The following is a 21,693-nucleotide window of genomic DNA, read 5'->3' as shown; positions in this document are numbered from 1 at the left end:
AACCATGGCACGACTGCGTTCTGACCAACCGTTTATCCATCCTGATTGCCAAATCTCGGGTAGTTCCTTCGGTGAATTTGTCGAAATTGGTGCGGGAAGCCGCGTTGTAAACTCTGCTTTCGGCGACTATTCGTATTGCGACCGGACCTGTGACATTGCCAATGCTGAGATCGGCAAGTTTGCCAATATCGCCAGTTTCACACGGATCGGTGCGACAGATCATCCGATGGAAAAGGCGTCATTGCATCACTTCCTGTATCGCTCAGCAGATTACTGGGATGATGCCGAGGATGACGCGGATTGGTTCAAACATCGCGCCAGCCGCATCGCCCGGATCGGCCATGATACCTGGATTGGGCATGCGGCGATTATCAAACCTGAAGTGACCATTGGGCACGGCGCGGTGGTTGCCTCGGGGTCTGTCGTCACCAAGGATGTAGCGCCTTATACAATTGTAGGCGGTGTGACGGCCAAACCGATCCGTACCCGGTATCCGGTTGGCGTGGCCGAGCGCATGATGAACCTGGCCTGGTGGGATTGGGACAATGCCCGTCTGCGCGCGGCCCTGCCGGATTTCCGCACATTGAGCGCCGAGGCATTTCTGGAAAAATACGAACCGATTTGAATAGGCAAGAGCTGAAATCTCCCGCGCCCGCACCTGCATCGGCTTTGCCGATACAGGCTGGCAGCCTTGGGCGCGGCACCGCGTTTCACGCGGCGCTATGCCCAACAGGATATGACCGCCGTCAGGAGGTCGAAGACGGGCGGGAGGGCGCTGCGGCCTAGTCCTCGTTCAGGGTCAGGGTGACCCGATCTCCGGCAAATACGGTTCGCCCGAATTCAACCGGCAGACCATTGGGATCTGCGTTAATACCGACGGAAAACAGAACAGGCGCACCTTCTGTCAGTCGCAGATGCAGGGCCTGTGTTGCCGTCGCCGCGCGCGCTGTCAGGCGTGTCGAGACGCGGGTGTAATCCTTAACACCGCAGTGCTGAAGAGCTTTCGTTACTGATTGTGTTTCGGACAGCGCCTCAAGAATGCCGGGCAAGCGGTCCGCGGGAAAGACACTTTGGAATAGCCCGATCGGCTGCCCATCCGCCAGAGACAGCCCATCATAAACGTGCACCTGATCGCCTGAAGCGATCTCCAGGGCCTCTGCTTCTGTTTCATCTGCGGCGCGCGTTGTGAGTGTCAGGATCTTTTTGCCGGGGATTTTACCGCTGGCCGAGATGCTCTTGTGGTATCGGACGCGCTTGCCGATGGCATAATCGGTCGGACGTGCCGCCACAAAGACACCGGCGCCGCGACGGGCATGCACCAGACCTTGGTCCGCCAGATCCGACAGTGCACGCCGTACCGTGTGGCGGTTGACCCCGTGTTTTGCTGCCAGTTGTGCCTCGGTCGGCAGGCGGTCGCCGGTGTCGTACCGACCCTCTGCAATGTCCGATGTGAGATTCAGCGCGATGCCTTTCCAAACGGGTGTTTTTCTCATGTCACCAAAACTTCACAAGGTTGCGGATTGCCAGACGTGGTGGCGGGATGTAATATTTGTCTAGTTGTATAGTTCAGATAGACAACCCGGCCAAGAGGCTTTGATGGCAGATCAAACAAATATTTCGAATGCGGCGCGGCAGGATTGGATGAGCCTGTTGGCGCGGGCCCCTGAAGGCGCATTGATGAAGCTTTGGGGTGGCTACGAAGACCGCCCGGACTTTGAATGGCTGCGCAGCCCCGAAGTAGGCGGTGTCATGGTGCGCGGGCGCACGGGTGGCACGGGTGCCCGGTTCAATCTTGGCGAAATGACCGTCACGCGGTGTTCGCTGGTGTTGCAGGACGGAACGATTGGGCATGGATACGTGCAGGGCCGGTCCAAGCCCAAGGCCGAAACGGCCGCCTTGATTGATGCGCTGATGCAGACCCCTGCTGCGGATGCGATCCAGGATCAGGTGATTGCGCCGCTCAAAAAGCAGATGCAAGCCGCCAGAACAGACCGCGCTGCCAAAGCCGCCGCGACAAAGGTCGAGTTCTTTACATTGGTAAGGGGAGAAGATTGATGACGGCACAGCTCCAGTATTCCGGTGGATTTCAGAACGCACCAGTGCAGGCTGCACATGCGTTCCGTGCCGCGATGACCGTGATGGCCCGGCCCGGCGAAATCCGTGAATTGAAAGGCGTGCAGCCGCCGAACCCCTTGTCGATCGCAGCAGGAACGCTTTTGCTGACGTTGAGTGACCCCGAGACAAAGGTCCATCTGGCTGGCGCCTTCAACACCGATGCGGTGCGCGCATGGCTGACCTTTCACACCGGAGCGCCCCTGTCACAGGCAGCTGACGCGGATTTTGCTGTTGGGACATGGACCCAGCTTGGGCCATTGGGCACATACCGCATCGGATCAGCAGAATACCCAGATCGCTCGGCCACCTTGATTGTTGAATGTGACGCGCTGCAACAAGCAGGTGCTATTCTAAGTGGTCCGGGGATCAAAGACACTGCGCGGCTATCCTTGCCGGATGCCCCGGCATTGCAGGCCAACGCGGCTTTGTACCCGCTTGGATGTGACTTCTTTTTTACTTGCGGCGACCGGGTGGCGGCCCTGCCTCGCAGTACCCAAATCAGTGTGGAGGCCTAGGCAATGTATGTTGCAGTCAAGGGTGGCGAGACGGCCATCGAAAACGCACATGCCTGGTTGGCGGAAGAGCGGCGCGGCGCAACCGACATTGATGAACTGAGCATCGCCCAAATCCGCGGACAGTTGGGTTTGGCGGTCAATCGGGTGATGGCCGAGGGGTCCTTGTACGACCCCGATTTGGCGGCCCTGGCCATCAAACAATCGCGCGGTGATTTGATCGAAGCGATCTTTCTGATCCGAGCCTTCCGGACGACATTGCCGCGATTTGGCTATTCGAACCCGGTTAAGACTGATGAGATGGCGTGTGATCGCCGGATTTCGGCCACGTTCAAGGATGCGCCGGGTGGGCAGGTGCTGGGGCCAACCTTTGACTACACGCACCGCCTGCTGGACTTCAAATTGGCCGCAGAAGGTGAGGTTCCGGCTGCGCCTACGGCGCAACCCCGCACCGAGGCGACGCCGCATATCACTGAGTTCCTGAAGGGCGAGGACATCATTCAGGATGAACCCGCCAGTGACACCACCCCGGGTGATCTGACCCGCGAACCGATGGAGTTTCCGTCGAACCGGCCCCTGCGTCTGCAATCCCTGACCCGCGGGGATGAGGGGTTTGTACTGGGCATAGCCTATTCAACGCAACGCGGTTACGCCCGTAACCACGCATTCGTCGGTGAGTTGCGGATCGGTAAGGTCGCAGTGGAAATGGACATCCCGGAACTGGGTTTCGCCATCGACATCGGCGAAATCGAATTGACCGAATGCGAGACGGTGAACCAGTTCAAAGGGTCCAAGACGGAACCCCCGCAATTCACCCGTGGCTATGGTTTGGTGTTTGGTCAGTCTGAACGGAAATCCATCGCGATGGCTTTGGTGGATCGCGCCCTGCGTTGGGAAGAGTTGGGCGAAGACAATCTGGGCGCACCCGCGCAGGACGAGGAATTCGTGCTCAGCCACGCGGACAACATTCAGGCGACCGGGTTCCTCGAACATATCAAGCTGCCGCATTACGTAGACTTCCAGTCCGAGTTGGAACTGGTCCGCAAACTGCGCCGCGAAGCCGAAGAGCGGGTCACGACAAAGGAGGCTGCAGAATGATGGCCGCCGTGTTCGATATCAGTGATCTGTTGCTCGACTGGGAGCCCCACGCACGGGTCAAGGCATTGGCGGTCGAGCTTTGTGTAAGGGGTCGCTAATGAGCTGGACTGCGTTTGCATCCCCACTGAGGCACACCAGGATGACGAACTGCCAAACCCGCCTTACGGGCGTCGCAGGTTACTACGGGGCGGCGAGTCCGTGCGCGTGCCAACCGAACTCCATTCTCCATTTGAATCCCGCTTTTGCGCACGACGTCGTCGCTTCGCATGACGAGAGTGAAAGAAAAGATACACCGATAGCGCCAATAACAGTGCGCCCAACAGAAATACGTCCACAAAAACACCAAGAACAAAGTGATACATCAAAATGAATGAGTATAACTTCGCATATTTGGACGAACAAACCAAGCGAATGATCCGACGCGCCATTCTGAAAGGTCTGGCTGTGCCCGGTTATCAGGTGCCATTTGCCAGCCGCGAGATGCCGATGCCATATGGCTGGGGCACCGGTGGGGTGCAGGTTTCAGCCGCTACATTGACACCCGAGGACACGTTTAAAGTGATCGATCAGGGTGCCGATGACACCACCAATGCTGTGTCGATCCGAAAGTTCTTTGAGAACACGGCAGGTGTGGAAACGACCGAGGAAACCGAAAAGGCCACAGTCATCCAGACCCGCCACCGCATCCCCGAGGCGAAGCTGCGCGAGGATCAGATTATCGTCTATCAGGTGCCGATCCCCGAACCTCTGCGCTTTCTGGAGCCGCGTGAGACCGAGACACGCAAGATGCACAGCCTTGAAGAATATGGGCTGATGCATGTGAAGCTGTACGAGGACATCAGCCAGCACGGGGCGATTTCGACCGCGTATGCCTATCCGGTGAAAGTGTCGGACCGCTATGTGATGGATCCGTCGCCGATCCCGAAATTCGACAACCCAAAACTTGAGATGGACGCGATCCAGCTGTTTGGTGCGGGACGTGAACAGCGGATTTACGCAGTTCCGCCGCATACCAAGGTCGTCAGTCTGGATTTCGAGGATTACCCGTTCGAGGCCACCAAAGCCGATCACCCATGCGATCTTTGTGGGGCAGAGGATAGCTATCTCGACGAAGTGATCATGGATGATGCAGGCAACCGGATGTTCGTCTGTTCCGACACCGATTATTGCCGGTCTCGCCGTGAGGCGGGCCATGTTGGCCGACTGGCCGAGGAGAATGCGGCATGACCCCCTTGTTGCAGGTCAAAGGCATCGAAAAGCGCTATGGCGCTCGGATCGGGTGTTCGGATGTGAGTTTTGATCTCTTCCCCGGTGAAGTGATGGGGATCGTGGGTGAAAGCGGATCGGGCAAGTCGACGCTGTTGAATTGCATGGCCGGTCACCTTGAGCCCGACGCCGGACAGGTGATCTTTAACACTCGTACCGATGGTCCGGTGGATACAGTCACCATGTCCGAACCGGAACGTCGGATGCTGAGCCGTACGGACTGGGCCTTTGTGCATCAGCATGCGCGCGACGGCTTGCGGATGTCGGTCAGTGCTGGCGGCAATATCGGTGAGCGTCTGATGGCGGTGGGGGATCGTCACTATGGCGACATCCGGGACCGTGCGATCGACTGGCTGGGCCGGGTTGAGATTGAGGAATCTCGTGTGGATGACCGTCCGTCGGCCTTTTCTGGCGGGATGCAGCAGAGGTTGCAGATCGCCCGCAATCTGGTCACAGGGCCGCGCCTCGTGTTCATGGATGAACCGACCGGCGGGCTGGATGTTTCCGTTCAGGCGCGTCTGCTGGATCTGCTGCGCGGGTTGGTGCGTGAGATGGGGTTGAGCGCGATCATCGTCACCCATGACCTCGCCGTCGTACGCCTGCTGGCGGATCGACTGATGGTGATGAAAAGCGGTCAAGTGGTTGAGGCCGGGTTGACCGATCAGGTTCTGGACGATCCGCAACATGCCTACACGCAGTTGCTCGTGTCCAGCGTTCTGCAGGTTTGAGTATTTGGAAAAAGATGAAGTGCTATGATTGAGCTTATCAATGTCAGCAAGAGCTTTACCCTGCACAATCAGGGTAGTGCCGTAATTCCGGTGATGCAGGGTGCATCTCTGAAGGTCGCCGCAGGTGAATGCGTCGCGCTGACCGGGGCCTCGGGCGCAGGGAAATCAACACTGATGCGGGTGATTTATGGGAATTATCTGGCCGCATCAGGCCGGGTTCTTGTCGGTGGTCTGGACGTCGCCAAGGCCGAACCGCGCGAAATTCTGGCTTTGCGGCGCGAGACGCTCGGCTATGTCAGTCAGTTCTTGCGTGTGGTCCCCAGAGTGCCGACGCTTGAGGTGGTGGCCGAGCCGCTGTTGGCCGTTGGCTGCGACAAGCAAGCGGCGCTGGACAAGGCGGCGGGTTTGTTGCGGCGGTTGAACATTCCCGAAAGACTATGGAGCCTGAGCCCGACCACTTTTTCGGGTGGTGAGCAGCAGCGGGTGAACATCGCACGTGGATTTGCGCATGATTACCCTGCAATGCTGTTGGATGAACCGACTGCCTCACTGGATGCGCAAAATCGCGAAACGGTGCTGTCTTTGATCGAAGAGGCCAAAGAACGCGGCGCGGCGATTGTTGGCATCTTCCACGATGTCGAAGCGCGCAACCGGGTCTGTGATCGCGAGATCAACGTGTCCGAATTCACCCCAGGGATGGTCGCGTGAGGCTTGCGCCTGTCATAGCCGTTGTCGGTCCGTCAGGTGTCGGCAAAGACAGCGTCATGGAAGCGTTGGTCGCGGCGTCGCCAGGTATCCTGCGGGTTCGCCGGGTGATAACCCGCCCCGAAGGCGAAGAAGGCGAAGATTTTGATCGCGTGTCGATTGAAATCTTCGAGCAGATGGTGCTGGACGGAGCCTTTGCGTTGCACTGGAGCGCGCATGGGCTGCACTATGGCATCCCGATTGAGATTGAAGCCCAACGGCAATCGGCTAACGCGCTGTTGGTCAATCTGTCCCGTTCGGTTTTGTTGAACGCGCAAACAGTTTTTGGCGACCTGATCGTAATTTCGCTGACAGCGGACCCTGAGGTGCTGGCGCAGCGCCTCTTTGTACGCGGGCGGGAAAGCACCTCTGATCAGGCGCGTCGTTTGGGACGGGCTGGTATGCTCTTGCCCGACGGGCTGAACCGCGTGATCGAAATTGATAACTCCGGGCCGCTGGAAGTCACGATTAATGCGATCCTTGCCGGGCTTCAACCGGAAAGGGCGTAGCGATGGATCAGATGAAACCTCCCATCTTCGGCTTCGCCCATAAGCGCCAAATCCTTAATCTGAAACGGCGCGGGAAGCAGGGGGACCAGATGGTCCTCCAATGCGACCTGCACGGTTTTCAGCGTGGGTTTGTCCAGTTTTCCGCTGAGGGTGATGTGAAAGCGGAACGTGTCCATCACGTAAGGGTAACCCCAACGCAGCAGGTTGGCGTCCTGTTCCGGCGTCAGGCCCGAGGCACGTCGGCGGTCCAGTTCCGCGGCGGGCGCGGGGGCGCGGAAGCTGTCAGGCTCGCGGACGCAAGCCGCTGCAAGCGCGTTCAGCGCGTCGGTATTGCCTACCGGCTGCAGGGCCAGAAAACGACCCAGCCGGGCGATCTCGAACCCGTCCAGTGTGACGGGCGGTTGCGTTCCGGCCAACCGTTCACAGGCGTCTTGCAAGTCGATCAGAGATTGCCCCTTGTTCAGGCGAAACGGCGGCTTCAACGTCGCGTGAAGACCGTATTTGCGCGGAACATCGGTCGCGGCTCCGACGTCCACGCCGTCAATGACAGGATGCGCAACTTCCGTTCCGGCTTCCATGTCCCAGCCCAACCATTGGGTCGCAAAGCTTGTCCATTCGGCCTGAGCCGGTGGCGCAAAATAGATCGCGTATCGCGTGAATGTCACATTGGCCTCCTATGCGTGGCCTTTCCAATAGCTCAAACCTTGTGAAGTTCAGATGACAGAAGAAATGATACTTGCCAATGCCACGCTTGTTCTTCCCGATGAGACGGTCGTGGGCAGCCTTCGGTTTGTGGGGGATACGATTGCTGAGGTCGCGACCGGCGCAACTGTTCCCGCTGGTGCAATTGACTGCGAAGGCGATTATGTCTGCCCCGGTCTGGTCGAACTGCACACCGATAATCTTGAGCGCCACATTCAGCCGCGGCCCAAGGTCGACTGGCCTCATGCCGCCGCTATTCTGGCCCATGATGCCGAACTGGCCAGTACCGGGATCACGACCGTGTTCGACGCGATGCGGATAGGCTCGATCCCGTCCGGGCAACGCTATGTCAAATACGCGCGCGGTCTGTCGCATGAGCTGTGGCAGTTACGGGAACAGGATGCATTGAAGATCAGCCATTTTCTGCATTTGCGGGCCGAGGTCTGCTCGGAAACCCTGGCCGAAGAATTAAACGAATTTGGGCCCGAAGACCGTGTTGGCCTAGTCTCACTCATGGACCACACGCCCGGACAACGACAGTTCCGCGATATGTCGAAACTGGAAGCGTATCTGAAAGGCAAACTGGGGCTTGAGGGCGATGGATTTCTGCAACACGTGGCCGACCTCAAGGCGATGCGCGACCGCTATGGTGATCTGCACGAGGTTGAGACGGTAAAAGCAGCCAAACGGTTTGGTGCAATGCTGGCCAGCCATGATGACACGACGGACGAACAGGTGCGCGTATCGGCCGGTCACGGGATCACCCTTGCCGAGTTCCCGACCACGGTCGAGGCCGCGCGATCCTGCCAAGACCACGGTATCAAGGTGATGATGGGCGCACCCAATGTGATCCGGGGCGGGTCGCATTCCGGCAATGTCGCTGCGCATGAACTGGCACAGTTGGGCCATCTCGACATACTGTCCTCGGACTATGTGCCCTCCGCATTGTTGCTGTCCGCTGTGAAACTGGGCGAGATGTGGGGTGATTTTGCCCGCGGTTTGAAAACCGTGACAAAGACACCGGCAGAGGTCGTTGGGCTGGATGATCGTGGTGAGTTGCGGGCGGGCACCCGGGCGGACGTCATCCGGTTCCGGATGCGCGAAGGCACTCCTGCGTTGAATGGCGTTTGGTCGCGCGGACGGCGCGTAGCCTGATCAGGCCCTGTAGAACAAGTAACGGTCCGGCGCGATGGTGTCCGGGCCGCTTATCTGTTCAAAGCCAACCAAAGGTTGGCCCGAGATTAGCAGACCACCGGGCAACATCACCTGCGCAATCAGAGGGCTGAGGCGCGCGGCTTCGGCAACGTCTTCTTCCTTGACACCCCGCCCGAAATCGTAGTGACCGAAAGCGATCCTGGGTCCACCTTCTGCCAGCTTCTGCAGCATCGGCTCGGCCTCACCTTGCAAAAAATCTTCCGCTGGCGGTGTGCTGGACGGATGGCACTGCAGCACGCGGTCCATGACCCAGATCCTCCGATCCGGCAGAATTTCCCGCAGGTGATCATAAGTGCGCCCGTTTCCAAGGCCCATATCCAGCACGTCGCCTGCCATACCCGAGATCTGATCTACCGCCCAATTCAAACCGTCACGTTGTGCGGTCAGGCGGCGCAGCATGGAATCCAGTCGGCTCATTCAGATCTCCGTTTTCAATCGGCTTGGGGGGCTGACCAGACAAAGCCCGGCCCGTTCAGCAGCCGGTGCAGCAGGTCGTGGGTAAAGGCCCAGATGTCCTCATCATGAACCAGATGGTGGGTCAAGATGCCAAAGGGCTCGGCGTTGTCCGCGCGACCCTCGCGGCGATCTTGCAGCAGCAGAGTGGTTTTGGCGATCAACATGTCCGGGTCGGCCAGTCCGCGTGATCCGCGCCAGTCGATTGGATCCAGATGCGTGTTGATCTGGGCCAATCCGGGCGCTGCCTGCGGGCTGGACCGTGGCGTGGCGGTCGATAAGATACGATACCCCGCTGCGGGCAATTCCTGAACCACCTCTGGCGCTATGCGGTTCCATGGCGGCACGAACATCGGGCACAATCGATCTGCAAACAGGGTGCGCAGCCGCGATATCCCTGAACCGATATCCCCAGTGATATCGTCCATGGGCCGGTGCAGGCGGAATTCGGATTTCTTTTCATCCGGTGGTGCGTGGTTCTGATGGGCCCAACCGTGCACGACCGGGATCAAGTTTGGCTGGGCAGTTACATACTCGATCAGCGTGTCTTGGGCATCGCGGGGGATGATCGCCAGATGAACGGGCACCTCAAGGTGGTCTGACATCGCGGTCAAGCGATCAAGCTGCGGCGTTGTGGATACCGCATCATCGTCGCGCCACCACAAAGGCAGTGCCAGTCCTTGTTGAAGCCAGATATCCAACTCATCCGACAAACTGCGCCAGTCAACACTCATCTGCGGCGCTCCAAAAGTCCTTTGGCGATGCGTACGGATTGCGCTGCGCCATCGAACCCCTGATCTGAGACCGGACGAGTTTCCGATGAAATCACGCGGCCCACGGCCTGGGCCAGTAGATCTCCGTTCAATTCTTTGCTTGAGATGATATCTATGGCGGGCATTTCCGCAAGGGTGCGGGCGCGGAGGCTCTGCTCGACCTCATTGCCATCATCAAATGGAATGAACACTGCAGGGGTTCCTGCTTGCAGAATATCCAATGCTGTATTGTAGCCGCACATGCTGACCGAAGCCGCCGCGTGGGGCAGCATCTGGCGAAAATCGGGCCGCACCGGTTCCAAAGTGACAGGGGCATCCGTCACTTGCTTCCGCAGTTCGGTAATGCGTGCCTTTGCATCCTGTCCGCCGACCAACAGGCGCCAGTGCCTGTTGGACATCTTTCGGGCGGCCTCGATGGCCGCGCGAAAGATCGGCTGCCCAACCGAACCGCCGCCTGCGCTGACAAGCACCTCGCCTTTGCCGGTTGCATCCTTGTGCGGTGCTGGGGCCAGTGGAGCCACGAAACCCGTGTAAAACAGGCGGCCCTCCAGTTGCTCAGACACAGGCCAACTGACGTTCAACGGGACAACGCTCTGGTCCGAATGGACAAGGATGCCGTCGTAATGCTCTGCGATAACCTGCTCCGCCCGCTCTGCCTTTGAGGGTTTTGACGGCGGTGCCAGAATGTCACGGATCGATCCCAGAATTATCGGGCGCGGGCGTATTTCACGAGCGGTCTCCAACGCGGCTGAAAATTCACCTGCCAGAGACCTGCGGCCAAACGGATAAAGCTCGGTGATCAGAACATCCGGTGCAAAGCTGCGAATTGCTTCAACCAGCGCAGTCTTGCGCGCCGCGAAATACCCCTCATCCGCCACCGTTCCGGCTTGTGTCAAAAGACGGGTGAAATCAGTGCCATCCGAGCGCAAAGGGGGCAGTCCCAACAACGTCATTCCGGACGTGTCCAATTGAGGAGCAGGCATCCCGCCAGAGACCACGAAGGTATCATGCCCATCCGCGACAAAGGCTCGGCCCAGCGTCAACGCGCGACTTAGGTGCCCGGTGCCCAGCAGGTGGGTGACAACAATCATGACCTTCATTCGCGGGGCCCCTGTCGCAGCAGGCGAACCGGTTCGGGCTGAGGCTGAAAACTCTCCAGATCAATGACATAAAGGCGGTTGCGCTTGATCTTGAATGGGGCGGTGCCGTCAAAGTCCCATCCCCAGGCCGAGGCCAGAATGACGCGCATGATCCCAATGTGACACACGGCGACGGTGTCGCCCTGCAAACTGCCCAGCCAGGGTTGCAATCGCGCCCGCACGTCCGCCGGGCTTTCGCCGTTTGGTGGGCAATAGTCCCAGCCCCAATCCTCGATATGGCGATATCCGCTGTCTGCTTCTGCAATCAGGTCAACGCCGCGCTTGCCTTCCCAATCGCCCCAGTTCATCTCGGTCAGGGCTTCGGACACGATAGGCTCGCGCCCCGCGACCAATGCGGCGGTTTCGCTGGCGCGCTGCAGGGGGCTGGACCAGAGCGCGGCCTTGTTCCACGGATCGGGAAGCTCATAACCGGCCAGTTCAGTGCGCGCGTCCTCGTCCAGCGGAATGTCACTGCGGCCCTGAATACGGCCTGCGCGATTCCAATGGGTGTGGCCGTGACGCAAAAGAGCAAGTTGGCTCATGCGGTGCCTCCGATCAAAGGCCGCGCAGCCTGCCAGAACCGTTCGGTTGCGGCGGGCATCAGGTGGCGGTTGGACACGTATCCCTGGGCTGTCGTACCAAGCGAACGACGCAGGGCAGGGTCGCCAATCAGCGTCTGTAGCCTGGCGGCAAGCGCTTCGGGTCCTGCTTCGACCTCGGGATAGTTGGCCGGCGCCAGAACATCGCGGACACCGGGCCTGTTCTGCGCAACAACCGGAACTCCGCTGGCCTGCGCCTCAAGGTAAATCATGCCATATGCCTCATTCACGCCGGGCCACACCAAGATGGATGCATTTGCGTATATGTTTTGCAAGGCGTCGCGATCCAGTTGCCCCAGAATCCGCACCTTCGAGCCAAACGGCACCATTAGGTCTTTGATCTCAGCCCGCGCAGGTCCATCCCCTGCAATATCCAAAGCCCAATCCCCGTTTAAATGCGACAGGGCCTGCGCCAGCAGTTGGTACGACGCCAGTTTGTCGCCATGCCGCATCATTCCCACCGCCAGCATTGGCCCGTCACATGAGGAAGCGGGCGGCAGGCTCGAGATTGGCAAAAAGGGCGGCAATTCGACCAGACGCTGATCCTCGAATTTTTCACGTTCCAGCGTGATTAGATCGTTGGCCGTGTGGTAAAAAATGACGTTCGCCGCGTCGCAGGCTTCATGTGCGGCTTGTGCAAAGCCGGACCATGGGCCGCGTAACCTGCTGGTTGCACGGGTACTTTCCAATTGCACATAAGGGATGCCTCGAGCGGCGCACACTTTAGGGCCCAGCAGATCGGGGGCCTTGTAGTAGTTGTGATAGGTCACCCACAAATCCGTGTCGTGGATCATGTCCGCGATCAGTCGCCGGGATTCGGCATCGGCGTCAGAGCAGAGACGTTGTTGAACCGCCGGATCGCCCGTTTTGTCATAAATGCGCAATTCCGAGACGAGATTGACCTCATCGCCCTGTGCCCCGATCGCCCTGATCAGATTGCGCGCCATTTCCCTGTCTCCCGACGGCACCGGGCTGTCCGGTGATTTCATCGGTGAGAAAAAGGCGACGCGGGCCATCAGTCTTTGCCCGCGCCCAACGCGCTGAGCCTTTTGGACAACAGGGCTATGCCGGGGTCCATACGGAACTCGGCGATCAAGCGGGAATAGGCAGCGTTGGCCATAGATGCAGTACGCTCAGGAGCGGCGGCCAATTCGGTGATCGCGCTGGCAAGTGCGGCCGGGTTGTCATCGGACAAAACGCCATGCGTCCCGGTTTCTATGAATTCCGGAATGGCGGAAACCGGTGTCGACAGGATCGGCAACAGCTGCGACGCAGCCTCCATCAGAACATTTGGCAACCCGTCGCGATCTCCGTCAGCCGCGATCCGGCTGGGCAGCACGAACAGATCAGATGTACGCATCGCCTCGATCACTTCGGGCTGGTCACAGGCCCCCTTCCAGGTGATCCGGTCTGCGATACCTTGGGCCTCAGCCCGTTCGCGCAGCGCATCACCAAGCGCACCGCCGCCAATATGTGTCCAGTGCCAGTCCAGCGAATTGGGTAGCATGGCGAACGCATCGATCAGGCGATCAAAGCCCTTCTTCTCGACCAGACGACCGACGGAGAGCATGTGAAACGGCCCATCCGGTGCCCGAGCTGCGCGGGTCGGCGGATCGGGAAAACGGCTCAGGTCCAAGCCATGATAGATCAAATCGACCCGAGCCGGATCATCGGCCAAACTTCGCAAGTGTTCGGCCCCGATGGCAGTACAGGTTGCGCCAAAAGCGGCCCCATGCGTGGTGGCCTGCAGTTTTTCGGCTTTCTCCCAGTCGGGTGACGTCCAGATGTCTTTGGCGTGTGCCGAAAAGCTCCAGGGCAGGCCGCGCATGATGGCGGCGTAGCGTGCGACCGACGACGGCGTGTGCATGAAATGCGCATACATCACCTGCGTTTCCCCAGGCAACTCGGCGGCCAGAACACAGGCCTGCCCGAAACGCCGGATGCGGTTATGTGTCGGGTCGCGCCGCAGATCAGAGCGCCAGACCTTATAAGCCTCGGTATAGCCGGGTAGGGTCTGCGCGAGGTGGCGCGCGGCCCAGACGCGATCAGGTTCTTCGTACAGGTACTCGGGCAGGTAGTGAACCTGCCCCTTAAACCGGTCATGCAGCGGGTGGCGTTTGATGTCGGTCGGGTGGCGCAGGGACCAGATGTCAAAGCTGTGGCCCGCGTCCTGCAAGGCGACCAGTTCCTGTGCGATAAACGTCTCTGAAAGGCGCGGCCATCCTTTGACCAACACCGCGAGCTTGGGTTTTCCTGACGTCATCCGGTGGCTCGTTCCCGTTCCCCACCAAGCAGCGCGTCGATGCGGCTTGTGACATAGTCCAGACCATCAAGCAGGCCGTCACGGATTGCCTGTGAAGGCAAGGGCTGATCGGGCAGATTGCGAATAGCCTCAATCATCGCGTCCGCCGTTAACCCGTCACGGTTTTCGTCCAGCATTCTGACAAGTCCCAGACCTTCGGCGCGTGAGGCGCGGATCCACTGTTCCAGCCGCGGAGTCGTGCGCGGAACGATGACGGCGCGTTTGTCGAACGAGAGCACCTCGCAGAACGTATTGTAGCCGCCCATGCAAACCACACCTGCAGCGCCGGCAAACAGCGTTTCGATCTGCGATTCAAAGCCAACAGCCGTGACCCGACCATTCAGCGCAGCAACGCGGGTTTCGAAATCGTCGCGCAGCTCGCCCGACAGGAAGGGGCCGTAGACAAGGACAGCGCGCGGTGACAGGTTGGGATCTTTTTCATAGGCGCACAAAACCTGGTTCACCATGGCTTTGCCGTCACCGCCGCCGCCCGGTGTAATCAGGATGTAAGGTTGTTCCGGCGGGTCGCCTATCGGCCCAAGATCACGGCGCAAATAACCAGTCCAATGGATACGCGACTGCGCGGAAGGGCTGAGCGGCAGGCCCTCGGTCGGATCATAGATCGAGCGCAGTCCGTACACCCAGATTTCGTCGTAGAACCTTTCGGTTGCTGCAATGGCTTCTTTCCGCTCCCACTCGGCGGCCAACACTTCGGGTTCATCCAAAACGTCACGCAGGCCCAGGACCATTTTGGTGCGGCGGGACCGCAGCAAAATTTCCAGGGTGGGCAACAACTCGCTGCGGAAACCGGTTGGTTCCTTGTCGACGATAAGGACGTCAGGATCGAATTGCTGAACCGCCGTCTGGATAAGACCCGCCCGCAGCTCAGTCACTTCCTCGATGCCCATTCCAATTGTCTGGGATGCATAAGATCCATCGGCGCGTTTGGTCACACCTGGCAAACGCACGTGGTCGACGCGACGCGGAAAGGTGAACCGCCCGGCCACGGGTGACCCGGTCAGGATCAGCGCCGATGCCGATGGGTCAGCCTGCGTCATCGCACCAGCCAGTGCACGGGATCGGCGCAAGTGACCCAACCCGAACGTATCGTGGCTGTAGAACAAGATGCGCGGCGCACGGCCGGTTGTATCGTTTTGACTTCCTAGGCTCATGCCTTTGCCCAATTCAGTGTTCTGGTGCAACTCCGCGCGCTTGCACCCGTATCGTATATATTTTTTTCAGCCTCGTGCAAAATCACTGATCTCACCAGTCGTTACCGGCTTGTATCGATTTTAGCCGTGGGTTTCGCATCTGCGCCCTGTTCTACATCAATTTTCCTGCCCATCGGTCATGATGGTAGCGTCTGGTTGGTCATATTCAGTTTTTTCCGGGTTGCAAACACTTCTGTTCATAGCATGGTGCGGGGAACACGGCCTGACACGATGTTGAGGCTGCGGAGGTTGAATATTTGAACCCGTCACCGGGCTTCGATAACCTGTGTTACGAATGGCGAACTGGAAAAATATCCGATGACACGAACATTGCTGGCTGGATTAACGTTTGTAATCTGGTCCCTTACTCTGGCGCTGGTCACCGGTGCAGTTGCGCAGACCTCTCTGATACCGGGGTATCCCTCAGCCGGGGGCAGCAGCTCGGAAACAGCCAGCGAAAGCGATCTGGCTACGGCGATACGTTCCGCGACCGAAGCCGGTGCCAGTGTGATCGTCATCGACAGCGCCGGGCAAATCGTGTCCTCCGGCGCGCAAAATAGTTCCACCCCCGAGGCTGCACCCGGGGATCCGATGGGCGACGGTTCGCAGCTTATGAAAGCGCAGGAGCGGTTTTCGAGGTTTCGCGACTCGATGAATTCACGGCTTCAGGCGCTGCCTTATTCGATCTTCGAGGTGCAATACATCCTGCGTCAGACCAGCCCGGATGGTCGAATACAGACCTATGTCGAGGTCCTGTTCTGGAACGTTCTCTTCCTTTTGATCGGACGATGGTTGTCGATTGAAATCTACGGCAAGCGTATCGCAAAGCGAATCGTCGTCGCGCGATCCAAGGAAGATCCGCAAGGCTATCGCGAGAAGATGCCGTTTTTGGTGTTCCGATTCCTGATGGGGATAGGCGCCACGATCTTTGCAATGGTGATGGCGCTTATCGTCGGTTTCGTGTTTTTCGGTGAGGCTGAGGACATCTCGATCCAGTTCACGGTCACAGCAATTTTTACCGCCTTCTTCCTGTCGCGTACCGTGTCTGATCTGTGGCGCATGGTTCTATCCCCGTATCTAAGCCAATATCGCTTGCCGCCTTTCTCGGATCGTGACGCCAAACGCCTGTATATCTGGGCTTCGGCGCTGGCGACCTACGACATTACCGTGGTGCTTTTTGCCACTTGGGTCGCTGATTTTGGGCTGAACTATAACGTCTACGCCTTGGTCTATGGCGGCCTGACCATGTTTGGTGCGATCGGCAATGTCCTGATGATCCTGTTCAACGCCCGCGCCATCTCGAACGCTATCCGCGGCGGGCGATCACCGGATCAGGTGTCGTGGATTCTGCGCCTAATCTCGTTCGCATGGGCGCCGGTGCTGATCCTTTACATGGTGTTCAGCTGGTTCAAACTGGCCGTCGACCTGGTGCTGGAAAATCAAAACTCGATCCCGATCGTGGCCAGCAGCTATGCTATCTTCATGTCGGTCGTGGTTGCCTATGGGGCCATGAACTATCTTCTGGAACGGTACTTCAATCGCAACAGCCAGCTGGACGCAATGAATGCCGATGCTGATGAGGCGGATGCCGAGGTTGAAGTGATCGAAACGCCGCAGGCCGAGATGCGCAAGCACTCGATCCTGACCTACGAAGATCTGGCGCGGCGGGTTGCCGGTATTCTGGCTTTTGTTGTCGGTCTATATGCGCTGGTGGTCATCTGGAATCCGGATGCCAGCTGGAGCGAGGACCTGCCGATCGAGCGGGCGCTGGACGTGATGGTGATCCTCTTCATGGGTTACATCCTGTTCCATTTCTTCCGCATCTGGATCGACTCGAAGATCGCGCAGGAAATCGACGACGGCGGTGGTGAGGCTGAGCTGGGCGATGAAGGCGGAGAAGGTGGGCAAAGCCGCCTTGCAACATTGTTGCCCTTGTTCCGCGGGGCCATTCTGGCCGTAGTTGTTGTGACCATAGCGCTGATTGCCCTGATGGAATTGGGTATCAATGTCAGTCCGCTATTCGCGGGTGCTGGTGTCGTGGGCCTGGCCGTGGGCTTTGGGTCGCAGACATTGGTCCGCGATATCTTTTCGGGGGCGTTCTTCCTGATGGATGACGCGTTCCGCAAGGGTGAATACATCGACATCGGCGACGTGAAGGGAACGGTGGAAAAGATCTCGGTTCGGTCGTTCCAACTGCGTCACCATCTGGGCGCGCTGAACACCATCCCCTTTGGTGAGATCAAGGTTCTGACCAACTATTCACGCGACTGGGTGATCATGAAACTGCCGTTACGGGTGACGTATGACACCGATGTCGAGAAGGTGCGCAAGCTGATCAAGAAGTTGGGTCAAGAGTTGTTGAGCGACCCGGTGATCGGCGACAACTTTATCCAACCGCTGAAGTCGCAGGGCGTGATCGAAATGCAAGACTCTGCGATGATCATTCGGGTCAAGTTCATGACCAAACCGGGCGATCAATGGCTTGTGCGCAAGAAAGTCTATCAGGACATCCGGGAATTGTTCGCCCGCGAAGGCATCAAGTTCGCGCACCGTGAAGTCACGGTACGGTTGGCCGAGGGCAAGGAGTCGGAAGATCTGACGCCGAAGCAGCGAGAGGCTGTCACTGGTGCTGTGCAGGCTGCGATTGACGAGGACTATTTGGACGATATCGGCCCGGGTGGTGATGATCGCTGAGGGGGTCTCCCGCCCCTTTGGGTAACGTCTCTGGCGAGACGTGACCCAAAGCGTTGGGCCGGGCCGCGCGTACCGCGCGGCGGTTGGCTCAGGTGATGGCCGTGGCCCAGACCGGAGCCGACGTGCCTAGTTTAGGTGCAGGCTTGTCCCAGAACATCTTGGCCTCGCCAACGGTCAGAGCAGGTTTCAGGCGGTGACCGGCGCCCCAGCCAGATTCTTCGAGAGCTTGGCTGTAGTCTGACGGACTGGCACCGGTGATGACCTCTTTCGTGTCGGACTTGCCGAGAATGGCCAACAACTCAGCCGTGCGCGCGAGAGAGAGCTGGCCCAGCATGATCGCATTCCCCGAGGCGGCCTCAGCCAAGGCGGATAGCACAGCGGCGGCCATCAGATAGCCGGTTGCATGATCCAGCGCCTGAACCGGCAACGGAGTTGGTTTGTCCGCATTCGCCCAGTCACGGCCTGCATCCGCGATGCCTGCGCTCATCTGGACAAGGCTGTCGAACCCGCGCCGCGCAGCCCAAGGACCTTGCCAGCCATAAGCGTCGAGAGTGACTTCGACCCGGTTAAGGGCCAGTTCATCGCGCTTGGCCCTAGTCAGGCCGAGCGCATCCAAAGCACCGGGGCGATACCCGTGGACGAACACATCGGCCTGAGACAGCAACTCGTACAGCTTTTCCAAACCTGAGGGCGATTTCAGATCGAGGTAAGTGCAGGATTTACCCAAAGAGATATCGGGTATGACACCGGGCTCGTCCCAACAGGGTGGGTCGACACGCAGAACGTCAGCGCCAAAACCAGCGAGGGTTCGCGTTGAGACGGGCCCAGCCAGCACGCGTGTCAGGTCGAGGACGCGCAGTCCTGCCAAAGGGCGCTCAGCCGTGGCCTCGGATCGGTGTCGCAGTTTGATCTGTCGCGGGCTGTGCCAACCGATTAGTGGATCGCGTGACACGGCCCTACCTTGCGGATGCTCTAACCACACTGCTCGGCTGCGCATGGCTGCGGAAACGCCACCCTGGGCCACGATTGCCGATTCCAGCTCGCTGGCGGACCATTGCCGCACCGCCTGAGAGACCGCGTCTCGATCTGCTTTGACCTCAAGGACCTTAAGTGCCGCCACCCGGTGGCGGGGCAGATTGGTGTGCAACCTGATCCAACCATCCGCAGTCTGGTAATCGCCCGCGACCGCATCCCAGAGGTTGGGCATCTCCCAACCATTGGGCTTGAAGGAATATTGGTACCAAAGCGAGGCCAGCCGGTGATCCACAGACACATCCGGGGCACTGGGCGACAGGTTCAGCGCCGTCATCAGACGAGCCAGTTCCTGACCCACCGCGCCGAAGGTTGCCGTCGCCAATTCAGATACCGCGTAGACGCTGGACCAAGCCCCGGCGCCCGTTTTGCGGTATCCGTCAGTTGCAGGAAGGGCTGAAATCAAGCTCATTGCTGGTATGGATCCAGACTGTCACGCAGCCCGTCACCCAGGAAATTGAAGGCCAGCACGATCACGATAATCGGTAGCATCGGGATTGCCGTCCAGGGGTATATCTCGATCGAGGCCAGGTTCTGCGCATCGTTCAACATCACACCCCAACTGACGGCCGGGGCCCGCAGGCCAAGACCCAGGAAGCTGAGCGCGGTTTCCCCGAGGATCATGGCCGGTATTGACAATGTGGCCGAGGCAATCAGGTGAGACATAAAGTTCGGCAGCAAGTGCTTACGGATGACACGGCCCGAGCTTGCACCCATCATCTCGGCGGCGCGGACGTATTCTTCTTCCCTGAGGGACAGGAATTTTGCGCGTACCGAACGGGCGAGGCCGGGCCAATCGAGAATCCCGAGGATGATCGAGATGATGAAGAAAACAGCAACCGGGCTCCAGTTTGAGGGCACCGCTGCCGATAGAGCAAGCCACAGCGGCAGTTCAGGTAGCGAGCGCAAAACCTCGATCACGCGGTTGATGACCCAATCGATCTTGCCGCCGAAATACCCCGCGATTGATCCAAAAAAGATGCCAAGGGTGAACGATACCGAAATGCCGATCAAGCCGACAGTCAGCGACAGCTGCGCACCGTATAGAATGCGGCTGAACACATCGCGGCCCAGACGATCGGATCCCCAAAGGAACAGTGTCGCGCCCTCTGGCGCGCAGAACAGGTGGGTGTCCGATTTTACAAGCCCAGCAAGCCTGTACTCGGTCCCCTCGCAGAAAAAGCGGATCGGGCGAGGGTCTTCTGTGTCGGGCACGAATTTCCACTGAAAGGTCTCAAGATCAGCTTCGGCCACGATCGGATAGACATGCGGGCCGATGAAGGAGCCATCGTGGAACCAATTGATGCTTTGTGGTGGGGCGTAAAGGTGTTCGCCGTTTCGTTCATTCGGACCGTAGGGGGCGATGAATCCAGCGAAGGGCAGCATCAGGTAGCAGAACAGCAGGAAGACGCCTGAAATCAAACCCAGCTTATGGGTTTTGAATTTCCGCCAGACCAGAACCCAGTTGGGTGCGTCCAGATCGGCGCGCTCTAACTGTTGCAGGGCGGCATCCGCGTCGAAAGGTGCATCGTCGACAAAGCGACCGTCGGTGTGTTTGGTCACGCTTCACGCCCCTCGTATCGAATACGCGGGTCCAGCATGACCAGCAAGATATCAGAGATCATGGTGCCGATCAGTGTCAGCAAGGCCACGAACATCAAAATGAAGGCAGACAGAAATTGGTCCTGGGTTTTGAGTGCGGTCAGCAAGGTCGGGCCGATGGTTTGCAGGCCAAGCACGACCGACACCAGAACCGATCCGGATACCATCGACGGCAGCAGGTTCCCGATATCTGCAACAAAAGGGTTGAACGCCACGCGCAGCGGATACTTTGTCAGCATTCGCGATGGCGCCATACCCTTGGCAATGGCCGTTTCCACATAAGGTTTGCCCAGTTCATCCAGCATGTTCGCACGCAGGCGCTGCATCATGGCTGATGCGCCAGATGTGCCAATGACAAAGGTCGGCACGATCAGGTGGACAAGAATGGACTTCAACTTTTCCCAGCTCATGGGCTGGCCTTCGAACGATGGGTCCATCAGGCCGCCGATAGGCAGGTTGAAGTAACGGTGGCCGTAGTAGAAGAGGATCAACGCCAGCAGGAAATTGGGCGTCGCCAGACCAAGATAGCCAACAAAGGCCGACGTATAGTCGATCCAGGTCCGCGATTTTGCTGCAGCGAGGACACCCAGCGGCAGGGCAACGGCGTAAACAAACAGGATAGCGGCCAGATTGACCACAACCGTCAGCCACAAAGTATCACCAACGATTTCGGCCACGGGGCGGTCGAATTCAAAGGACCAGCCGTAGTTGCCTTGCAGCAGGCCTTCGAACCCGTGCGGACCGGGCCAGAAGCCCATCCAGATCAAGTATTGCTCCCATACGGGACGATCCAGAGCGTACTCCGCGCGCAGGAACTCGGCCTTGGCCACCCCGGCGGACTGGCCAGATGCCTGCAATTCCGCGATCTGATTGCTCAGATAATCGCCGGGTGGAAGGTTGATGATCACGAAGATCAGAACCGACACCACCAGCAAAGTCAGCAGCATCGTAAAAAAGCGATACACCGCATAGCGCAGCATTACCATTTAGCTGCTCCTG

The 21,693-nt window shown here is 58.8% G+C and carries 22 protein-coding genes; 10 read left to right on the top strand and 12 right to left on the bottom strand.

All coding sequences use genetic code 11. From position 1 onward, the window contains the following. Positions 1-4: 4 nt before the first annotated feature. On the top strand, positions 5-625 hold the full coding sequence (locus tag AC2FI8_RS14030; RefSeq protein WP_496779643.1) for an LbetaH domain-containing protein: 621 nt from the start codon (positions 5-7) through the stop codon (positions 623-625). Positions 626-782: 157 nt separating this feature from the next. Here the strand turns inward: AC2FI8_RS14030 and phnF are convergent, their stop codons facing one another. After that, entirely contained in the window at positions 783-1,493 is a 711-nt protein-coding gene (gene phnF, locus AC2FI8_RS14025) for a phosphonate metabolism transcriptional regulator PhnF (protein WP_496767152.1), read from the bottom strand. Between the two features lie 103 nt (positions 1,494-1,596). Here phnF and phnG point away from each other — a divergent pair, with 103 nt between their 5' ends. The 7 genes from phnG to AC2FI8_RS13990 all read left to right on the top strand — a co-directional run bounded on the left by phnG (position 1,597) and on the right by AC2FI8_RS13990 (position 6,972). Continuing rightward, positions 1,597-2,055: a phosphonate C-P lyase system protein PhnG gene (gene phnG / locus AC2FI8_RS14020; protein WP_496767151.1), complete on the top strand. Its 459-nt coding sequence runs from the start codon at positions 1,597-1,599 to the stop codon at positions 2,053-2,055. Further along, positions 2,055-2,630 (top strand): phosphonate C-P lyase system protein PhnH, encoded by a 576-nt coding sequence (phnH, locus tag AC2FI8_RS14015; RefSeq protein ID WP_496779641.1) that lies wholly within the window; start codon positions 2,055-2,057, stop codon positions 2,628-2,630. The genes phnG and phnH overlap by 1 nt, the downstream gene beginning before the upstream one ends. A gap of 3 nt (positions 2,631-2,633) precedes the next feature. Beyond that, positions 2,634-3,725 carry a carbon-phosphorus lyase complex subunit gene (locus AC2FI8_RS14010; protein ID WP_496779639.1) on the top strand — a complete coding sequence of 364 codons (1,092 nt, stop codon included), beginning with the start codon at positions 2,634-2,636 and terminating at the stop codon, positions 3,723-3,725. 366 nt (positions 3,726-4,091) lie between these two features. Then, entirely contained in the window at positions 4,092-4,952 is an 861-nt protein-coding gene (locus AC2FI8_RS14005) for an alpha-D-ribose 1-methylphosphonate 5-phosphate C-P-lyase PhnJ (RefSeq protein WP_496779638.1), read from the top strand. Further along, a complete protein-coding gene (gene phnK / locus AC2FI8_RS14000; protein ID WP_496779636.1) occupies positions 4,949-5,719 on the top strand; it encodes a phosphonate C-P lyase system protein PhnK in 771 nt (256 codons plus the stop codon). Before AC2FI8_RS14005 ends, phnK begins: the two co-directional genes overlap by 4 nt. Before the next feature lie 24 nt (positions 5,720-5,743). Beyond that, positions 5,744-6,427, top strand: coding sequence for a phosphonate C-P lyase system protein PhnL (gene phnL / locus AC2FI8_RS13995; RefSeq protein WP_496779634.1), 684 nt, complete (start codon positions 5,744-5,746; stop codon positions 6,425-6,427). Continuing rightward, complete coding sequence (locus tag AC2FI8_RS13990) at positions 6,424-6,972, top strand: ribose 1,5-bisphosphate phosphokinase PhnN (RefSeq protein ID WP_496779632.1); 549 nt, start codon at positions 6,424-6,426, stop codon at positions 6,970-6,972. The genes phnL and AC2FI8_RS13990 overlap by 4 nt, the downstream gene beginning before the upstream one ends. Here AC2FI8_RS13990 and AC2FI8_RS13985 read toward each other — a convergent pair. Then, on the bottom strand, positions 6,954-7,637 hold the full coding sequence (locus tag AC2FI8_RS13985; protein WP_496779630.1) for a DUF1045 domain-containing protein: 684 nt from the start codon (positions 7,635-7,637) through the stop codon (positions 6,954-6,956). The two genes, AC2FI8_RS13990 and AC2FI8_RS13985, sit on opposite strands and share 19 nt — an antisense overlap. A 52-nt stretch (positions 7,638-7,689) precedes the next feature. Here AC2FI8_RS13985 and AC2FI8_RS13980 point away from each other — a divergent pair, with 52 nt between their 5' ends. Next, on the top strand, positions 7,690-8,829 hold the full coding sequence (locus tag AC2FI8_RS13980) for an alpha-D-ribose 1-methylphosphonate 5-triphosphate diphosphatase (protein ID WP_496779628.1): 1,140 nt from the start codon (positions 7,690-7,692) through the stop codon (positions 8,827-8,829). On the opposite strand, the gene AC2FI8_RS13975 is transcribed toward AC2FI8_RS13980, so the two are convergent. The 7 genes from AC2FI8_RS13975 to AC2FI8_RS13945 are packed head-to-tail and all read right to left on the bottom strand — an operon-like array spanning position 8,830 to position 15,327. Next, positions 8,830-9,306: a class I SAM-dependent methyltransferase gene (locus AC2FI8_RS13975; protein ID WP_282152660.1), complete on the bottom strand. Its 477-nt coding sequence runs from the start codon at positions 9,304-9,306 to the stop codon at positions 8,830-8,832. It abuts the gene before it with no gap. Positions 9,307-9,320: 14 nt separating this feature from the next. Further along, a complete protein-coding gene (locus AC2FI8_RS13970) occupies positions 9,321-10,076 on the bottom strand; it encodes a polysaccharide deacetylase family protein (protein WP_496767141.1) in 756 nt (251 codons plus the stop codon). Beyond that, entirely contained in the window at positions 10,073-11,215 is a 1,143-nt protein-coding gene (locus tag AC2FI8_RS13965) for a glycosyltransferase family protein (RefSeq protein WP_496779626.1), read from the bottom strand. Before AC2FI8_RS13965 ends, AC2FI8_RS13970 begins: the two co-directional genes overlap by 4 nt. Then, on the bottom strand, positions 11,212-11,796 hold the full coding sequence (locus tag AC2FI8_RS13960) for a histidine phosphatase family protein (protein ID WP_496779624.1): 585 nt from the start codon (positions 11,794-11,796) through the stop codon (positions 11,212-11,214). Before AC2FI8_RS13960 ends, AC2FI8_RS13965 begins: the two co-directional genes overlap by 4 nt. Beyond that, positions 11,793-12,869 carry a glycosyltransferase family 4 protein gene (locus AC2FI8_RS13955; RefSeq protein ID WP_496779621.1) on the bottom strand — a complete coding sequence of 359 codons (1,077 nt, stop codon included), beginning with the start codon at positions 12,867-12,869 and terminating at the stop codon, positions 11,793-11,795. The genes AC2FI8_RS13960 and AC2FI8_RS13955 overlap by 4 nt, the downstream gene beginning before the upstream one ends. Next, positions 12,869-14,116, bottom strand: coding sequence for a glycosyltransferase family 4 protein (locus AC2FI8_RS13950; RefSeq protein WP_496779619.1), 1,248 nt, complete (start codon positions 14,114-14,116; stop codon positions 12,869-12,871). Before AC2FI8_RS13950 ends, AC2FI8_RS13955 begins: the two co-directional genes overlap by 1 nt. Beyond that, positions 14,113-15,327, bottom strand: coding sequence for a glycosyltransferase family protein (locus AC2FI8_RS13945; protein WP_496779617.1), 1,215 nt, complete (start codon positions 15,325-15,327; stop codon positions 14,113-14,115). The genes AC2FI8_RS13950 and AC2FI8_RS13945 overlap by 4 nt, the downstream gene beginning before the upstream one ends. Positions 15,328-15,684: 357 nt before the next feature. On the opposite strand from AC2FI8_RS13945, the gene AC2FI8_RS13940 reads away from it, so the two are divergent. After that, complete coding sequence (locus tag AC2FI8_RS13940) at positions 15,685-18,060, top strand: mechanosensitive ion channel domain-containing protein (protein ID WP_496779615.1); 2,376 nt, start codon at positions 15,685-15,687, stop codon at positions 18,058-18,060. Positions 18,061-18,148: 88 nt separating this feature from the next. Here AC2FI8_RS13940 and AC2FI8_RS13935 read toward each other — a convergent pair whose 3' ends face one another. The 3 genes from AC2FI8_RS13935 to AC2FI8_RS13925 are packed head-to-tail and all read right to left on the bottom strand — an operon-like array spanning position 18,149 to position 21,680. Then, on the bottom strand, positions 18,149-19,504 hold the full coding sequence (locus AC2FI8_RS13935) for a CoA transferase (protein WP_496779613.1): 1,356 nt from the start codon (positions 19,502-19,504) through the stop codon (positions 18,149-18,151). Continuing rightward, positions 19,501-20,655, bottom strand: a complete 1,155-nt coding sequence (locus tag AC2FI8_RS13930; protein ID WP_496767134.1) for an ABC transporter permease — start codon at positions 20,653-20,655, stop codon at positions 19,501-19,503. Before AC2FI8_RS13930 ends, AC2FI8_RS13935 begins: the two co-directional genes overlap by 4 nt. After that, the gene (locus AC2FI8_RS13925) at positions 20,652-21,680 is read right to left on the bottom strand and encodes an ABC transporter permease (protein ID WP_170561146.1); all 1,029 of its coding nucleotides are present in this window, start codon (positions 21,678-21,680) and stop codon (positions 20,652-20,654) included. The genes AC2FI8_RS13930 and AC2FI8_RS13925 overlap by 4 nt, the downstream gene beginning before the upstream one ends. Between the last annotated feature and the right edge of the window lie 13 nt (positions 21,681-21,693).

The organism is Ruegeria sp. CDSB029 (assembly GCF_059611125.1).
The sequence above is the reverse complement of the archived record's forward strand: the minus strand, read 5'-3'. Positions and strand labels throughout refer to the sequence as shown.

Bases quoted from the DNA above. Each gene is read 5' to 3' on its own strand.
- AC2FI8_RS14030 (WP_496779643.1), top strand. From the start codon at position 5: ATGGCACGACTGCGTTCTGACCAACCGTTTATCCATCCTGATTGCCAA.
- phnF (WP_496767152.1), bottom strand. From the start codon at position 1,493: ATGAGAAAAACACCCGTTTGGAAAGGCATCGCGCTGAATCTCACATCG.
- phnG (WP_496767151.1), top strand. From the start codon at position 1,597: ATGGCAGATCAAACAAATATTTCGAATGCGGCGCGGCAGGATTGGATG.
- phnH (WP_496779641.1), top strand. From the start codon at position 2,055: ATGACGGCACAGCTCCAGTATTCCGGTGGATTTCAGAACGCACCAGTG.
- AC2FI8_RS14010 (WP_496779639.1), top strand. From the start codon at position 2,634: ATGTATGTTGCAGTCAAGGGTGGCGAGACGGCCATCGAAAACGCACAT.
- AC2FI8_RS14005 (WP_496779638.1), top strand. From the start codon at position 4,092: ATGAATGAGTATAACTTCGCATATTTGGACGAACAAACCAAGCGAATG.
- phnK (WP_496779636.1), top strand. From the start codon at position 4,949: ATGACCCCCTTGTTGCAGGTCAAAGGCATCGAAAAGCGCTATGGCGCT.
- phnL (WP_496779634.1), top strand. From the start codon at position 5,744: ATGATTGAGCTTATCAATGTCAGCAAGAGCTTTACCCTGCACAATCAG.
- AC2FI8_RS13980 (WP_496779628.1), top strand. From the start codon at position 7,690: ATGACAGAAGAAATGATACTTGCCAATGCCACGCTTGTTCTTCCCGAT.
- AC2FI8_RS13975 (WP_282152660.1), bottom strand. From the start codon at position 9,306: ATGAGCCGACTGGATTCCATGCTGCGCCGCCTGACCGCACAACGTGAC.
- AC2FI8_RS13970 (WP_496767141.1), bottom strand. From the start codon at position 10,076: ATGAGTGTTGACTGGCGCAGTTTGTCGGATGAGTTGGATATCTGGCTT.
- AC2FI8_RS13965 (WP_496779626.1), bottom strand. From the start codon at position 11,215: ATGAAGGTCATGATTGTTGTCACCCACCTGCTGGGCACCGGGCACCTA.
- AC2FI8_RS13960 (WP_496779624.1), bottom strand. From the start codon at position 11,796: ATGAGCCAACTTGCTCTTTTGCGTCACGGCCACACCCATTGGAATCGC.
- AC2FI8_RS13955 (WP_496779621.1), bottom strand. From the start codon at position 12,869: ATGGCCCGCGTCGCCTTTTTCTCACCGATGAAATCACCGGACAGCCCG.
- AC2FI8_RS13950 (WP_496779619.1), bottom strand. From the start codon at position 14,116: ATGACGTCAGGAAAACCCAAGCTCGCGGTGTTGGTCAAAGGATGGCCG.
- AC2FI8_RS13945 (WP_496779617.1), bottom strand. From the start codon at position 15,327: ATGAGCCTAGGAAGTCAAAACGATACAACCGGCCGTGCGCCGCGCATC.
- AC2FI8_RS13940 (WP_496779615.1), top strand. From the start codon at position 15,685: ATGACACGAACATTGCTGGCTGGATTAACGTTTGTAATCTGGTCCCTT.
- AC2FI8_RS13935 (WP_496779613.1), bottom strand. From the start codon at position 19,504: ATGAGCTTGATTTCAGCCCTTCCTGCAACTGACGGATACCGCAAAACG.
- AC2FI8_RS13925 (WP_170561146.1), bottom strand. From the start codon at position 21,680: ATGGTAATGCTGCGCTATGCGGTGTATCGCTTTTTTACGATGCTGCTG.